The 15309-nt window shown below is 61.6% G+C and carries 14 protein-coding genes; all 14 read right to left on the bottom strand.

What is annotated here, in order from left to right:
- Position 1: 1 nt before the first annotated feature.
- The 14 genes from OKW98_RS10550 to flhA all read right to left on the bottom strand — a co-directional run bounded on the left by OKW98_RS10550 (position 2) and on the right by flhA (position 15130).
- Complete coding sequence (locus OKW98_RS10550; RefSeq protein WP_265389093.1) at positions 2–400, bottom strand: DUF2802 domain-containing protein; 399 nt, start codon at positions 398–400, stop codon at positions 2–4.
- A complete protein-coding gene (locus OKW98_RS10545) occupies positions 401–880 on the bottom strand; it encodes a chemotaxis protein CheW (RefSeq protein ID WP_065987319.1) in 480 nt (159 codons plus the stop codon). It lies immediately after the preceding gene.
- Between the two features lie 84 nt (positions 881–964).
- Positions 965–1921 carry a CheW domain-containing protein gene (locus OKW98_RS10540; protein ID WP_265389092.1) on the bottom strand — a complete coding sequence of 319 codons (957 nt, stop codon included), beginning with the start codon at positions 1919–1921 and terminating at the stop codon, positions 965–967.
- A 113-nt stretch (positions 1922–2034) separates the two neighbouring features.
- Positions 2035–2823, bottom strand: a complete 789-nt coding sequence (locus OKW98_RS10535) for a ParA family protein (protein WP_265389091.1) — start codon at positions 2821–2823, stop codon at positions 2035–2037.
- Positions 2824–2859: 36 nt separating this feature from the next.
- Positions 2860–3741, bottom strand: a complete 882-nt coding sequence (motD, locus tag OKW98_RS10530; protein WP_265389090.1) for a flagellar motor protein MotD — start codon at positions 3739–3741, stop codon at positions 2860–2862.
- A 7-nt stretch (positions 3742–3748) separates the two neighbouring features.
- Entirely contained in the window at positions 3749–4489 is a 741-nt protein-coding gene (locus OKW98_RS10525) for a flagellar motor protein (protein WP_265389089.1), read from the bottom strand.
- Entirely contained in the window at positions 4489–5640 is a 1152-nt protein-coding gene (locus OKW98_RS10520) for a protein-glutamate methylesterase/protein-glutamine glutaminase (protein WP_265389088.1), read from the bottom strand. The genes OKW98_RS10525 and OKW98_RS10520 overlap by 1 nt, the downstream gene beginning before the upstream one ends.
- Positions 5641–5968: 328 nt before the next feature.
- Positions 5969–8386: a chemotaxis protein CheA gene (locus tag OKW98_RS10515; protein WP_265389087.1), complete on the bottom strand. Its 2418-nt coding sequence runs from the start codon at positions 8384–8386 to the stop codon at positions 5969–5971.
- 144 nt (positions 8387–8530) lie between these two features.
- On the bottom strand, positions 8531–9319 hold the full coding sequence (locus tag OKW98_RS10510) for a protein phosphatase CheZ (protein WP_265389086.1): 789 nt from the start codon (positions 9317–9319) through the stop codon (positions 8531–8533).
- A 19-nt stretch (positions 9320–9338) separates the two neighbouring features.
- Positions 9339–9713 (bottom strand): chemotaxis response regulator CheY, encoded by a 375-nt coding sequence (locus OKW98_RS10505; protein WP_172612850.1) that lies wholly within the window; start codon positions 9711–9713, stop codon positions 9339–9341.
- Between the two features lie 240 nt (positions 9714–9953).
- A complete protein-coding gene (gene fliA / locus OKW98_RS10500; protein WP_074892894.1) occupies positions 9954–10697 on the bottom strand; it encodes an RNA polymerase sigma factor FliA in 744 nt (247 codons plus the stop codon).
- Positions 10694–11527, bottom strand: coding sequence for a flagellar synthesis regulator FleN (fleN, locus tag OKW98_RS10495; protein WP_037011520.1), 834 nt, complete (start codon positions 11525–11527; stop codon positions 10694–10696). The genes fliA and fleN overlap by 4 nt, the downstream gene beginning before the upstream one ends.
- A 118-nt stretch (positions 11528–11645) precedes the next feature.
- Positions 11646–12989: a flagellar biosynthesis protein FlhF gene (gene flhF / locus OKW98_RS10490; RefSeq protein ID WP_265389085.1), complete on the bottom strand. Its 1344-nt coding sequence runs from the start codon at positions 12987–12989 to the stop codon at positions 11646–11648.
- A gap of 11 nt (positions 12990–13000) precedes the next feature.
- Positions 13001–15130, bottom strand: a complete 2130-nt coding sequence (gene flhA, locus OKW98_RS10485; protein WP_265389084.1) for a flagellar biosynthesis protein FlhA — start codon at positions 15128–15130, stop codon at positions 13001–13003.
- Positions 15131–15309: the final 179 nt, after the last annotated feature.

Here is a 15309-nt window from a genome sequence, read left to right as displayed (position 1 = left end):
CCTACCGATTATTACCATGCAACTTGGTCATCAGCTGCGCTTCGGCCTGGGTCAGGCCGCAGGATTGGGTGAGTTCGTCGATGCTGGCGCCCATGCCGACCAGGCGCGCGGCCTGGGCGAAGGACAGGGTCGAGGGATCGCGCTGCTCGAGGGCAGTGATCTTGTCCGGCAACAGCGCGATGGTGGAACGCAACTCGTGCAGTTCCTCCCCCATTCTCACCGTGCCACTCTGGTAATTTTCCAGGCGCCGGGCCAGCTCGCGGATGCGCTGATCACGCAGCGAATCCGCCTCCAGCTGCTGCGTGGCCAGGGTGCGCAAGCGCTTGGTGTGGGCCATGAACATTACGACGCTCGCGACCCACAACACCGCCAGAAAAATGACCGCCACATCAAAAATCAATCAGATGTTCTCCAGCTCGGACCACTCTTCCTCGGACATCATCTTGTCCAGTTCCACGAGGATCAGCAGTTCGCCGTTCTTGTTGCACACGCCCTGGATGAATTTGGCGGATTCGTCGTTGCCCACGTTCGGCGCGGTTTCGACTTCCGACTGACGCAGGTAAACCACTTCAGCCACGCTGTCGACCAGGATCCCGACCACTTGCTTGTCGGCCTCGATGATCACGATACGCGTGTTGTCGCTGACTTCAACCGGCGGCAGACCAAAGCGCTGACGGGTGTCGATGACGGTGACGACGTTACCGCGCAGGTTGATGATCCCCAGCACGTAGCTTGGCGCGCCCGGGACCGGAGCGATCTCGGTGTAACGCAGCACTTCCTGAACCTGCATCACGTTGATGCCATACGACTCGTTGTCCAGGCGGAAGGTGACCCATTGCAGAATCGGATCTTCGGAACCCTGTGCTGACGACTTCTTCATACCCCTAACCCCTTGCGTGTTGTGCCGTGCGGTCGACGTTTCGTACGCCGGCCTGTGTTTATGTGATGTTCGTTATAACTGATGCTATTTGAGCTTCTGCATCTGCTTGACCGCGCCACTGGCGATCAGCTCGGCCAGCTCGGAAACGTCGAGCAGCGCGCACATGTGCTCGATCACCGTCCCGGCAAGCCAGGGCCGCTGACCACGATGGGTGCGCCATTTGATTTCGTTGGGGTCCAGGCGCAACGAGCGGCTGACCTGATGCACCGCCAGCCCCCATTCATAGCCCTGAACCGAGATCACGTATTGCAAACCCTGACGGAAATCGTCGCGGTAGCGGTCCGGCATGATCCAGCGTGCAGTGTCCAGCACCTTCAGGTTGCCGGCCTGGCTGGGCAGGATCCCGAGAAACCAGTCGGGCTGACCGAACAGCGGCGTCAAATCATGGCCCGCCAACGGATAAATCGAACCGAGGCACACCAGCGGCACTGCGAGGGTCAGACCGGCAACGTCGAACAGCAGGCATTCGAACGGCTCGGCAGCCCAGGCCGGGCGCTCATCACCCGTGGGCGGCGGCGTCGGTGTGCGCTGCGCCGAACGATGCACGTCAACGACCGGCTCGACCAGCGCCTCTGGCGGCTCATCCACAACCGGTGCTTCAACAATCGGGGCCTCAGCCACCGGCTCAACCACCGGAACGATGGCTGGCGGCAGAATCACCGGTGGCAAGACCACGGGCCGTTCCATCACCCGCGCGGCGGCCGGTTCAGGCTGAGCCGACCAGGCGAGCGACACCGGCGCAGGCCGGCTCATCGGCGCGGGCTGCGGCACGGGCAGAGCAGCAGGCAACGCAGCAGCAACGGCCGCCGCTACCGCGGAACGCATGCGTGCGTCATGGGCCTGCTCTTCGAGCACGGCCGCTTGAAATTCATCGACGGACTCGACGACCTGCAGCTCCTCGGTCGCGTCATACAGCAACGCGTCCAGGTAGTTCTGCAGCGCCAGTTGTGGTCGTGTAGCGATGTCCAGGGGGCGGTTCATACGGGAGCCCGAAAAGTAGTGATGCGATTGCCGCCTGATACAGATATCGGCTGCATAGCCGATGGACTTGAGCGTGCAGGCGCGCCGCTCGACAAATAATGATCAGCGGCCACTCAGGCCACCTGCCCGACAAGCTGTTCGGTGAGCATGTGCTTGAGCAACGCGCGGTAGGCCAGCACGCCACGGCTCTTGTTGTCGAACTGTGACGGCGTCAGGCCGGCGCGGCTGGCATCGCGCAGTCGCGTGTCCACCGGAATGAAGGCATTCCAGACGTGCTCCGGGTAACTGTCGCGCAGCAGCTTGAGCGTGCTCATCGAAGCCTGGGTGCGGCGGTCGAACAGCGTCGGCACGATGGTGTACGGCAGCGGCACCTTGCGCGAGCGATTGATCATCGCCAGCGTGTTGACCATGCGCTCCAGGCCCTTCACCGCGAGGAATTCAGTCTGCACCGGGATCGCCAGTTGCTGGCTGGCCGCCAGGGCGTTGACCATCAACACGCCGAGCAACGGCGGGCTGTCGATGATCGCGTAATCAAAGTCCTGCCACAGCTGCGCCAGACTCTTGGCAATCACAAGGCCCAGGCCGCTCTGCCCCGGCGACTGGCGCTCAAGGGTGGCCAGCGCGGTGCTCGACGGCAGCAGCGAAATGCGCTTGTCGCTGGTGGGCAACAACAGTTGCCCCGGCAAACCGTCCGGCACCACGCCCTTGTTGAGGAACAGGTCGAAGCTGCTGTGTTCCAGGGTGTCGGGATCTTGCCCGAAATAGCTGGTCATCGAGCCGTGGGGATCGAGGTCCACCACGACCACGCGCTTGCCCGCCTCCGCCAGTAACCCGGCTAAAGCGATGGAGGTGGTGGTCTTGCCGACCCCGCCTTTCTGATTGGCTACTGCCCAGACTCTCATGAACTCGTTTCCCCCCGACCAAAGCGACGACCGGGTTTAAGGGGCAGATGACGAAGATTTGACGCCTTGTGGCGGCTTGGTCGGGACCGGTGCAGTTTGTGTGCCAGCACGGCGCAGCGCAGCATCGGGTTTTGCGTTGGCCGTGGTGCCTGAGCCCGTCAGGCTGCGGCGCACGTCCAGGTTGCGCGAAATCACCAGCACCACGCGACGGTTGCGCGCGCGGCCATCAGCGGTGGCATTGGAGGTCAGCGGCTGGAATTCGCCGTAGCCCACCGAGGCCAGCCGCGCCGGATTGATCCCGTCCATAGCCAGCATGCGCACGATGCTCGACGAGCGCGCCGCCGACAGTTCCCAGTTGGTCGGGAATTGTCCGGTGTTGATCGGCTGGTTATCGGTAAACCCTTCAACGTGGACGGGGTTGTCGAACGGCTTGATGATTTTCGCGACCTTGTCGATCAGGTCGAACGCCTGATTGCTCGGCATCGCGTCGCCACTGCCGAACAGCAGACTGGAGTTAAGCTCGATCTCGATCCACAGCTCGTTGCCGCGCACGGTCATCTGTTTGGAAGCGATCAGGTCGCCGAACGCCGCGTTGACGTCATCGGCAATTGATTTCAGCGGGTCGTCGGCGGCCTGACCCAGCGCGGCGTCGGTCTGCTCGCTGTCCTGAACCAGTGGATCGGCAGGTCGCACGGTCTGCGGTTTCTGCTCGCCAATGGGGATCGGCTTGACGCTGCGCTCAGGCTCGTTGAAGACCCCGACCAGCGCCTCGGACAGCACCTTGTATTTACCTTCGTTCAGCGACGAGATGGAATACATGACCACGAAAAACGCGAACAGCAAGGTGATGAAGTCCGCGTAGGACACCAACCAGCGTTCGTGATTTTCGTGCTCTTCGTGGCGACGTCGGCGGGCCATCAGTCCATCACTCCATGAAGCCTTGCAGCTTCAATTCGATCGAGCGCGGGTTCTCGCCTTCGGCAATCGACAGCAGGCCTTCGAGGAGCATTTCCCGGTAGCGAGACTGACGGATCGCCACGGCTTTGAGCTTGTTCGCCACCGGCAGAAGAAACAGGTTGGCGGACGCCACGCCATAGATGGTGGCAATAAACGCGACGGCAATCCCGCTCCCCAGTTGATTGGGGTCGGCCAGGTTGCCCATGACATGGATCAGGCCCATGACCGCGCCGATGATGCCTATCGTGGGCGCATAGCCGCCCATGCTTTCGTAGACCTTGGCGGCCTGGATGTCGCGGCTTTCCTGGGTGATGAAATCCACTTCCAGAATGCCGCGTATAGCCGCCGGTTCAGCGCCGTCGACCAGCAGTTGCAGGCCTTTGCGTGAATAGTTATCGGGCTCCGAATCCGCCACGGCTTCGAGGCCAAGCAGGCCCTCCTTGCGCGCGGTGAGGCTCCAGGACACGACGCGATCGATGCCGCCCGCCAGATCAATCCGTGGCGGAAACAGAATCCAGATGAAGATCTGCATCGCCCGCTTGAACGCGCTCATCGGCGTCTGCACCAGGCAGGCCGCCAGCGTCCCGCCGAGCACAATCAGCGCGGCCGGACCGTTGAGCAAGGCGCCCAGGTGACCGCCTTCAAGGAAGTTGCCGCCGATGATCGCGACGAACGCCAGAATGATCCCTATGAGCGTCAAGACATCCATCAGCTGCAGGCCTCCACCAGGTGGCGCCCGATGTCGTCGAGGCTGTAAACGGCGTCGGCCAGTTCGGCTTTGACGATCGCCATGGGCATGCCGTAGATCACACAACTGGCTTCGTCCTGCGCCCAGATCTGGCTGCCGCTCTGTTTGAGCAGACGCGCGCCTTCACGGCCGTCAGCGCCCATCCCGGTGAGGACGACCGCGAGGACTTTATCGCTGTAGGATTTTGCCGCCGAGCCGAACGTGATGTCGACGCAGGGCTTGTAGTTCAAGCGCTCGTCCCCCGGCAGGATTTTCACCGCACCGCGACCATCGACCATCATCTGTTTGCCGCCCGGGGCCAGCAATGCCAGACCGGGACGCAGGATGTCGCCGTCTTCGGCTTCCTTGACGCTGATGCGGCAAAGCTTGTCGAGACGCTCGGCGAAGGCTTTGGTGAACGCGGCTGGCATGTGCTGGATCAGCACGATGGGCGCCGGGAAGTTGGCCGGCAGTTGGGTCAACACCCGCTGCAAGGCCACCGGGCCACCGGTGGAGGTACCGATCGCCACCAGTTTGTAGGCTTTGCGCTTGGGCGCACCCGAGGTTGACGCGTGATGATGGGACGCCGGCGCGGCTGAACGTGCAGGCGCAGGGGCTGGCCCCGGACGCGACGGGCTGGGTGCGGCAGACGTGCTGCGCGGGGCAGCAGGTGCAGCAGACGGCGCGGGTGCCGAAGTGGCAGAAGGCGTGCTGCCGTAACCGCTGAAACGACGGTTGCTGCGGGAGATGCTGTGTACTTTCTCGCACAGCATCTGTTTGACCTTCTCGGGGTTGCGCGAGATGTCTTCGAAATTCTTCGGCAGGAAATCCACCGCGCCAGCGTCCAGCGCATCGAGGGTCACTCGGGCGCCTTCGTGGGTCAGGGAGGAGAACATCAACACCGGGGTCGGGCAGCGCTGCATGATGTGACGGACCGCGGTAATGCCATCCATCATCGGCATTTCGTAGTCCATGGTGATCACGTCAGGCTTGAGGGCCAGGGCTTGGTCAATGGCTTCCTTGCCATTGGTGGCGGTACCGACCACCTGGATCGTGGGATCTGAAGAGAGAATTTCCGAAACACGACGTCGGAAAAAACCCGAATCGTCCACGACGAGAACCTTGACTGCCATAAACACTCCAAAGAGCGCGCCGCCCCATGAGGAGTCTGCGCGCCCTGTATTACGTAGCTTGGGTCACATTGGCGAGTGGAACAGGCCAGTGGGACCGGTTTTCGCGCTTTAAACAGGGCCTGTAGGACCGGCTTTAGCCGGGAAGGCGTCGGACGTCACACCGCAAAATCCGGAGTGTCCATACCGGGCTCTTCCCGTGTAGGACCGGCTTTAGCCGGGAAGGCGTCGGGTGTCACACCACAAAACCAAGGGTGTTCACCCTGCCCTCTTCCCGGCTAAAGCCGGTCCTACAGAACATCACAATCCGCCCTACCGAAGCCGATCCTGCTTAACCCATCCGTCGTGCTGCGTAGCGCTTGAGCATGCTCGGGACATCGAGAATCAGTGCGATGCGGCCGTCACCGGTGATGGTGGCGCCCGACATGCCCGGCGTGCCTTGCAGCATTTTGCCCAGCGGCTTGATCACCACTTCTTCCTGACCGACCAACTGATCAACCACGAAGCCGATGCGTTGCGTGCCCACCGACAGAATCACCACGTGGCCTTCGCGCTGCTCCTCGTGAGCCGCCGAGCTGACCAGCCAGCGCTTGAGGTAGAACAGTGGCAGCGCCTTGTCGCGGACGATGACCACTTCCTGACCGTCGACGACGTTGGTGGTCGACAGGTCCAGGTGGAAGATCTCGTTGACGTTGACCAGCGGGAACGCGAAGGCCTGGTTGCCGAGCATGACCATCAGCGTCGGCATGATCGCCAGGGTCAGCGGCACCTTGATGATGATCTTCGAACCCAGGCCTTTGGTGGAATCGATGCTGATCGAGCCGTTGAGCTGGGCGATCTTGGTTTTCACCACGTCCATGCCCACGCCACGCCCGGACACATCGGAAATCTCGGTTTTGGTCGAGAAGCCCGGCGCGAAGATCAGGTTGTAGCAGTCGGTGTCGCTGAGGCGATCCGCTGCATCCTTGTCCATCACACCACGCTTGACCGCGATCGCACGCAGAACCGCAGGGTCCATGCCTTTGCCGTCATCGGAAATCGACAGCAGGATGTGATCGCCTTCCTGTTCGGCCGCCAGAATCACACGACCGTTGCGGGGCTTGCCCGACGCTTCCCGCTCTTCCGGCGACTCGATACCGTGATCGACCGCGTTGCGCACCAAGTGGACCAGCGGGTCGGCCAGGGCCTCGACGAGGTTTTTGTCCAGGTCGGTTTCTTCACCCACCAGTTCAAGGCTGATTTCTTTCTTCAGCTGACGTGCCAGATCGCGAACCAGTCGCGGGAAGCGACCGAACACTTTCTTGATCGGCTGCATGCGGGTCTTCATGACCGCGGTCTGCAGGTCAGCGGTGACCACGTCTAGGTTGGACACGGCCTTGGACATGGCTTCGTCGGCGCTGTTGGCGCCCAGGCGCACCAGGCGGTTACGCACCAGCACCAGTTCGCCGACCATGTTCATGATCTCGTCCAGCCGCGCGGTGTCGACGCGCACGGTGGTTTCCGCTTCAGACGGCGGTTTTTCGCTAGGCGCGGGAGCAGCAGCACGAGCCGGTGCAGGGGCAGCGGCAGGGGCAGCGGCAGCGGCAGCGGCAGCGGCAGCGGCAGCGGCAGCGGCAGCGGCAGCGGCAGCGGCAGCGGCAGCGGCAGCGGCAGGAGCGGCTTTGGCCGGAACCGCCGCAGCAGGCGTTGCTTTTACCGGTTCGGCTTTGACAGGCTCGGGCTTCTTGGCCGGTGCAGCAGGCGCGGCAGCAGGTGCGGCGGCAGCGACTGCAGGTTCGAACTTGCCTTTGCCGTGCAACTGATCCAGCAAGTCTTCGAATTCGTTGTCGGTGATTTCGTCCGGGGCAGCGGCTTTCGACGGGGCAGCGGGCGCAACCGGTGCGGCAGGTGCAGGGGCAGCAGGAGCCGCAGCGCCAGGAGCAGCAGCGCCAACGGCATCCGACGAGAACGAGCCTTTGCCATGCAACTGGTCCAGCAGCGACTCGAATTCGTCGTCAGTGATTTCGTCACTGGCCGGTGCGGCAGACGGCGTCGCAGCCGCCGGCGGTTGCACGGCATCGACGGCGAACTGCCCTTTGCCATGCAGCTGATCGAGGAGTGATTCGAATTCGTCGTCGGTGATTTCATCGCTGGCCGCAGTGCCGGCCGGTGCAGCGGAAACCGCTGCCGCCGGTGAGGCTGCAACAGTTGCCGCGGCTACTGGTGCAGACGCAGCCGGCGCAGGAGCGCCTGCCGCTTGCGCCTTGACGGCGTTCAGCGAATCCAGAAGCTGTTCGAATTCAAGATCGGTGATGTCTTCGGAAGGCGCTTCAGCAACCGGCTCTTCAACCACCGGTGCCGCAGCGATCTCTTCTGCCGATGCCGGCTCGGCCAGGCGAGCCAGCGCGGCGAGCAATTCAGGCGTGGCCGGGGTGACGCTGGAACGCTCGCGCACTTGACCGAACATGCTGTTGACGGTGTCGAGTGCTTCGAGCACCACGTCCATGAGCTCCGAGTCGACGCGGCGTTCACCCTTGCGCAGGATGTCGAACACGTTCTCGGCGATGTGACAGCATTCAACCAGCTCGTTGAGCTGGAGGAAGCCGGCGCCCCCTTTTACAGTGTGAAAACCGCGAAAAATTGCATTGAGCAGGTCCGCATCGTCAGGTCGGCTTTCCAGCTCGACCAACTGCTCTGACAACAGCTCGAGAATCTCGCCGGCCTCTACCAGAAAATCCTGAAGGATTTCTTCATCGGCGCCGAAGCTCATTGGGGGGTGCTCCTAAAATTAACCGTCAAACCGATCCGGAGGCTGCACTGAGGGCCTGCGCGCATTGCTCTCGTCGAAGCATTGGCGCGCGGGCCCAGCAGCCACTTTCACAGAAAACCTGAAGTCCGAATAAGAATGACCGAATCAGAATCCGAGGCTGGATAGCAGATCGTCAACATCATCCTGTCCGGATACAACGTCTTCACGTTTATCGGCATGAATCTGCGGACCTTCACCCTTGGAGTGAAGTTTTTCTTGTTCTTTTTCCTGACGGAACACTTCCTGGTCGTGCTCGATGCCCGCGAAGCGGTCCACCTGGCTCGCCATGAGCACCAGCTTGAGCAGGTTGCGCTCGACTTCGGTGACCAGCGTGGTCACGCGCTTGATCACCTGACCGGTGAGGTCCTGGTAATCCTGAGCCAGCAGAATGTCATTCAGGTGCGCGGAGACTTCGGTGGTCTCCTTTTCGCTGCGGGTCAGGAACACATCGACGCGGCGTGCCAGATCACGAAACTCTTCAGCGCTGATCTCTCGGCGCATGAAGCGTCCCCAGTCGGCGCTCAACGACTTGGCGTCATCCGTGAGCCCGTGCATCAACGGCGTGCTCAGCTCCACCAGGTCCATGGTCCGGTTGGCCGCGTTTTCAGTCAGCCTGACCACGTACGACAGCCGCTCGGTGGCGTCGGTGATCTGAGAGACCTCCTCGGCCTGCGGCATGTTCGGGTCGATCTGGAAGTTGACGATCGCGCTGTGCAGCTCGCGCGTCAGTTTGCCGACTTCCTGATACAGGCCGCGGTCGCGGGTCTGGTTAAGCTCATGGATCAGTTGCACGGCGTCGCCGAACTTGCCTTTTTCAAGGCTCGCGACCAGCTCTTGTGCGTGTTTCTTCAGGGTTGACTCAAAGTCACCCATTGTCGAATCTTTGGAATCCATAGCGCCCTCGCAGCGGACATCAGCTATTGACGCGCTCGAAGATCTTTTCGATTTTCTCTTTGAGCACTTGCGCCGTGAACGGCTTTACCACGTAGCCGTTCACACCGGCCTGAGCGGCTTCGATGATCTGCTCGCGCTTGGCTTCGGCAGTGACCATCAGCACCGGCAGACTGCGCAGACGCTCGTCGGCACGCACCTGACGCAACAAGTCGATGCCGGACATGCCAGGCATGTTCCAGTCAGTGACGAGGAAGTCAAAGGCGCCGCTTTGCAGCATCGGCAATGCGGTGAGTCCGTCATCTGCTTCGGCCGTGTTGGTGAACCCAAGGTCACGCAACAGGTTTTTTATGATCCGCCGCATCGTTGAGAAGTCATCAACGATGAGGATTTTCATGTTCTTGTCCAATTCGACCTCCAAGCAGTCTTTAACGCGTTCAGCACCTGAACGCGCGTTCAATCAATACCGGCTGTGCCGAACATGAAGAGGGGTTTTAATCGACGGGGACAAGCGCAGCGAAACCGGATCCTCTACGACCCGGTTCGACCGACTCCTGCCGTGTCTCTTTACTTCCCGCTCACGTCTTGCACAGCCGGTCTTACACGCAACGCGCAGGCCTCGCAGCCTGCGCCTCATTCATGAACGTGCGCGCCACTCGCCAAGACGACCGCGCAAACGCGCCGCGCATTGGCTGTGCAGCTGGCTGACCCGCGACTCGCTGACCCCCAGGACCTCACCGATTTCCTTGAGGTTCAGCTCTTCGTCGTAGTACAGCGACAACACCAGGCGTTCACGTTCGGGCAAGTTGGCAATGGCCTCGGCCAGCGCAGCCTGGAAGCGCTCGTCTTCCAGATCCCGCGACGGTTCGAGGGACTGGCTCGCGCCGTCCTCGTGCAGCCCTTCGTGTTCGCCGTCCTGCAACAGGTCGTCGAAACTGAACAGGCGGCTGCCCAGGGTATCGTTCAAAATCCCGTAGTAATCGTCGAGACTCATTTCAAGTTCGGCAGCAACCTCGTGATCTTTAGCGTCACGACCGGTTTTCGCTTCGATTGCACGAATTGCGTCGCTGACCATGCGCGTGTTGCGGTGGACCGAGCGCGGTGCCCAATCCCCCTTGCGCACTTCGTCGAGCATCGCGCCACGGATACGAATACCCGCGTACGTCTCGAAACTGGCCCCTTTGGTGGAGTCGTATTTGGTCGAGACTTCGAGCAAGCCAATCATGCCCGCCTGGATCAAGTCCTCGACCTGCACGCTGGCCGGCAGACGCGCCAGCAAGTGGTAGGCGATTCGTTTGACCAGCGGGGCATACCGCTCGATCAGCTCATACTGGGAGTCTTTGGACGATTTGCTGTACATGCGATAGCCACTTGCTGTCATGAGACGGGCCCTGCGCTGGTGTGATGCACGAGGCGTTCTACGAAAAATTCCAGATGGCCGCGCGGGTTCGCCGGGAGCGGCCAGGTGTCGACTTTCTGCGCGATGGCCTTGAACGCCAACGCACATTTGGAACGCGGAAACGCTTCGTACACGGCGCGCTGTTTCTGCACGGCCTTGCGTACGCATTCGTCGTACGGCACAGCGCCTACATATTGCAGGGCCACGTCGAGAAAACGGTCGGTGACTTTCGTCAGCTTGGCGAAGAGGTTGCGCCCTTCCTGCGGGCTCTGGGCCATGTTGGCCAGGACGCGGAAGCGGTTCATGCCGTAATCGCGGTTGAGCAGTTTGATCAGGGCGTAGGCGTCGGTGATCGACGTGGGCTCGTCGCACACCACCAGCAGCACTTCCTGGGCGGCGCGGACGAAGCTCACCACCGACTCGCCGATGCCGGCGGCGGTATCGATGACCAGCACATCGAGGTTGTCGCCGATGTCACTGAACGCCTGAATCAACCCGGCATGCTGCGCCGGGGTCAGGTGGACCATGCTCTGGGTGCCCGATGCCGCCGGCACGATGCGTACGCCGCCCGGGCCCTGCAGCAGGACATCGCGCAGTTCGCACCGCCCCTCGATGACGTCAGCCAGGGTGCGTTTGGGGGTCAGTCCCAATAATACGTCGACGTTGGCCAGACCCAGATCGGCGTCCAGCAGCATGACGCGACGTCCCAGCTCGGCCAGTGCCAGTGAAAGATTCACTGAAACGTTGGTCTTGCCTACGCCACCTTTGCCACCGGTTACCGCGATAACCTGTACGGGATGCATGCTGCCCATGTTAATTGTTTACCTTGTCTTGCTTAGACCTAAGCCACATGTCGGGCTGCACGTTCAGTGCCTGAACAATGCCTGGCAGACCATCGATGCAGGAAAATTCCACTGTCATTTTCTATACCTAGCCCGCGCGCTTGCCGGTGCTGTGATAAAGATCCGCAAACATATCCGCCATCGCTTCCTCGCTAGGCTCCTCCTGCATCTGCACGCTGACTGCCCGGCTCACCAATTGGTGCCGACGCGGCAAATGCAGATCATCCGGTATCCGTGGGCCATCAGTGAGATAGGCCACAGGCAGTTCGTGTGTCACGGCCAGGCTGAGCACTTCGCCCAGGCTGGCCGTTTCGTCGAGCTTGGTCAGGATGCACCCGGCCAGGCCGCAACGTTTATAACTGTGATAAGCCGCTGACAGCACCTGCTTCTGGCTGGTTGTCGCCAGCACCAGGTAGTTGCGCGCCTTGATGCCACGCCCGGCGAGGGTTTCCAGTTGCAGACGCAGGGCCGGATCGCTGGCTTGCAGGCCGGCGGTGTCGATCAACACCACGCGCTTGCGCAACAGCGGCTCCAGCGCCTGTGCCAGGGACTGGCCCGGGTCGACGTGGGTGACCGGTACATTGAGGATCCGACCCAGGGTTTTCAGCTGTTCCTGAGCGCCAATGCGGAAACTGTCCATGCTCACCAGCGCGATATTTTGCGCGCCGTATTTCAACACATATCGGGCCGCCAGTTTAGCCAGCGTGGTGGTTTTGCCCATGCCGGCAGGGCCGACCATGGCAATCACACCGCCCTCTTCCAGTGGCTCGACGTCAGGCGTGGCAATCATGCGGGCCAGATGGGCCAGCAGCATGCGCCAGGTGTGGGCCTGATCACTGGATTCCGGGACCATCGCCAGCAGATCGCGGGACAGCGGGCCGGAGAGGCCGACGCGTTGCAGACGGCGCCACAGGTTGGCCTGCTGCGGACGGCTGCCTTGCAGCTGGTTCCAGGCCAGCGAGCCCAGCTGGACTTCCAGCAGTTCGCGCAGACCGTTCAATTCGGAGCGCATCGCTTCGTAGGCACGATCGCCCACCGCCGGCTCAGCCTTGCGCTCGGCACGTTCAGCGGCCACAGCGGCGTGGATCGACGGGCGAAACGGTTCTTCCAGGGTCGGTTCGATCTGCTTGCTGTCATCCATCGCCAGGCCAGCGAACAACTGGCGATTGGCAACAGTGTCCAGCTCGCTGCGATGGGTCAGCTCAGCCTGAGCGGTGACGATGCGCGACTGGGTCTTGCGCAGCTCTTCTTCGAGTTCGATGTTCGGTACACGCGGGGCCAGCGCAGACAACTTGTAATCCAGGGCGGCGGTCAGTTCCACGCCGCCGGCGATCCGCCGGTTCCCGATGATGGCAGCTTCAGCGCCCAGCTCATCGCGAACCAGTTTCATGGCTTGTCGCATATCGGCGGCGAAAAAACGCTTAACTTGCATGACTCACTACCTCAGCCGTTAGGCCCGACAGTCGCTACGATGGTGACTTGCTTATTGTCAGGAATTTCCTGGTAAGCCAAAACATGCATATTCGGTACAGCCAACCGTCCAAAGCGGGACAACATGGCGCGAACCGGACCTGCGACCAACAAAATAACCGGCTGCCCCTGCATCTCCTGACGCTGCGCCGCTTCGATCAACGAGCGCTGAAGTTTCTCAGCCATGCTCGGTTCGAGGAGAACGCCTTCTTCCTGACCCTGACCTGCCTTCTGCAGACTATTTAGCAATATCTGTTCCAACCTTGGCTCAAGGGTGATCACAGGCAGCTCCGGCTCAATGCCGACAATGCTTTGGACGATTGCGCGGGACAATCCGACCCGTACGGCAGCCACCAGCGCGGCAGTATCTTGACTACGCGCAGCGTTGTTGGCGATGGCTTCGGCGATGGAACGGATGTCGCGAACCGGCACCTGTTCGGACAGCAGCGCCTGTAGCACCTTCAGCAGGGCCGACAGCGACAGCACGCCCGGTACCAGTTCTTCTGCCAGTTTTGGCGATCCCTTGGCCAGCAGGGTCATCAATTGCTGGACTTCCTCGTGGCCGATCAGCTCATGAGAGTGCTTGTAGAGAATCTGGTTCAAGTGGGTCGCCACCACGGTACTGGCGTCCACCACGGTGTAACCGAGGGATTGCGCCTGGGCACGCTGGCTGATTTCGATCCACACGGCCTCCAGACCAAACGCCGGGTCTTTGGCAGTGATGCCGTTGAGGCTGCCAAATACCTGGCCGGGGTTGATGGCCAGTTCGCGGTCCGGGTAGATCTCGGCTTCGGCCAGGGTCACGCCCATCAGCGTCAGGCGATAGGCGCTGGGCGCCAGGTCGAGGTTGTCGCGGATGTGCACGGTCGGCATGAGGAAGCCCAGCTCCTGGGAGAGCTTCTTGCGCACACCCTTGATCCGCGCCAGCAACTGACCACCCTGGTTGCGGTCCACCAGCGGAATCAGGCGGTAACCGACTTCCAGACCGATCATGTCGATCGGGGTGACGTCGTCCCAGCCCAGCTCCTTGGATTCCTGCGCACGGGTCGGCGATGGCAGCAGCTCTTGCTGACGCTTGACCTCTTGCACCGCCGCGAGCTTGACCTGGTTCTGTTTCTTCCACAGCAGGTAGGCGCCGCCGGCAGCCACCAGACCGAGGCTGATGAAGGAGAAGTGCGGCATGCCCGGGACCAGGCCCATGACGATCATGATCCCGGCCGAAACCGCGAGCGCCTTGTGGGAGGCGAACATCTGGCGGCCAACCAGTTTGCCCATTTCTTCCGAACCGGACGCACGGGTCACCATGATCGCGGCAGCGGTGGACAGCAGCAGGGATGGCAATTGCGCCACCAAACCGTCACCGATGGTCAGCAGTGCATAGACCTTGGCGGCGTCGCCGAAGCTCATGCTGTGCTGCAGGACGCCGACCAGGACGCCGCCGATAAGGTTGATGAAGAGGATCAGCAGGCCGGCGATGGCGTCACCGCGGACGAACTTGCTGGCACCGTCCATGGAGCCGTAGAACTCGGCCTCCTGGGCGACTTCGAGGCGACGGCGTTTGGCTTCGGGCTGGTCGATGAGGCCGGCGTTGAGGTCGGCGTCGATGGCCATTTGTTTGCCGGGCATGGCGTCGAGGGTGAAGCGCGCGCTCACCTCGGAGATGCGGCCGGCACCTTTGGTCACCACGACGAAGTTGATGATCATGAGGATGGCGAAGACGACGACACCGACGACGTAGTTGCCGCCGATGACGACTTCACCGAAGGCCTGGATGACTTTACCGGCGGCGGCGTGGCCGTCCTGGCCGTGGAGCATGACGACGCGGGTGGAGGCGACGTTGAGTGCCAGTCGCAGCAGGGTGGCGACGAGGAGGATGGTCGGGAATACGGAGAAGTCGAGGGGCCGCAGGGCGTAGATACAGACGAGCAGGACGACGATGGAGAGGGCGATGTTGAAGGTGAAGAAGACGTCCAGCAGGAACGGCGGCATGGGCAGCATCATCATGGCGAGCATGACGAGGAGCAGCAGCGGTACGCCAAGTTGTCCACGGCCCAGGCCGATCAATCCGGTTCTGGCGTGGGAGATGAGTTGTGAGCGTTCCACCGTTTGGGCACCTGCGCGTTAAATCAATCTTTTGACGCCGAAGCGTTGTATCGGGGTTATTGCAAGAAGGGGTCCAACATTTGGGATTGGGGTAAAATATCAGAGTGCCAGTATTAAGATTTGTGGTCGTCCGACGGTTTTGCATTGCTGCGGTGGGGATCAAGATCAAGAGCGTCGGC

The sequence above is a fragment of the Pseudomonas sp. KU26590 genome, from assembly GCF_026153515.1.
Lineage (GTDB): Bacteria > Pseudomonadota > Gammaproteobacteria > Pseudomonadales > Pseudomonadaceae > Aquipseudomonas.
The sequence above is the reverse complement of the archived record's forward strand: the minus strand, read 5'-3'. Positions and strand labels throughout refer to the sequence as shown.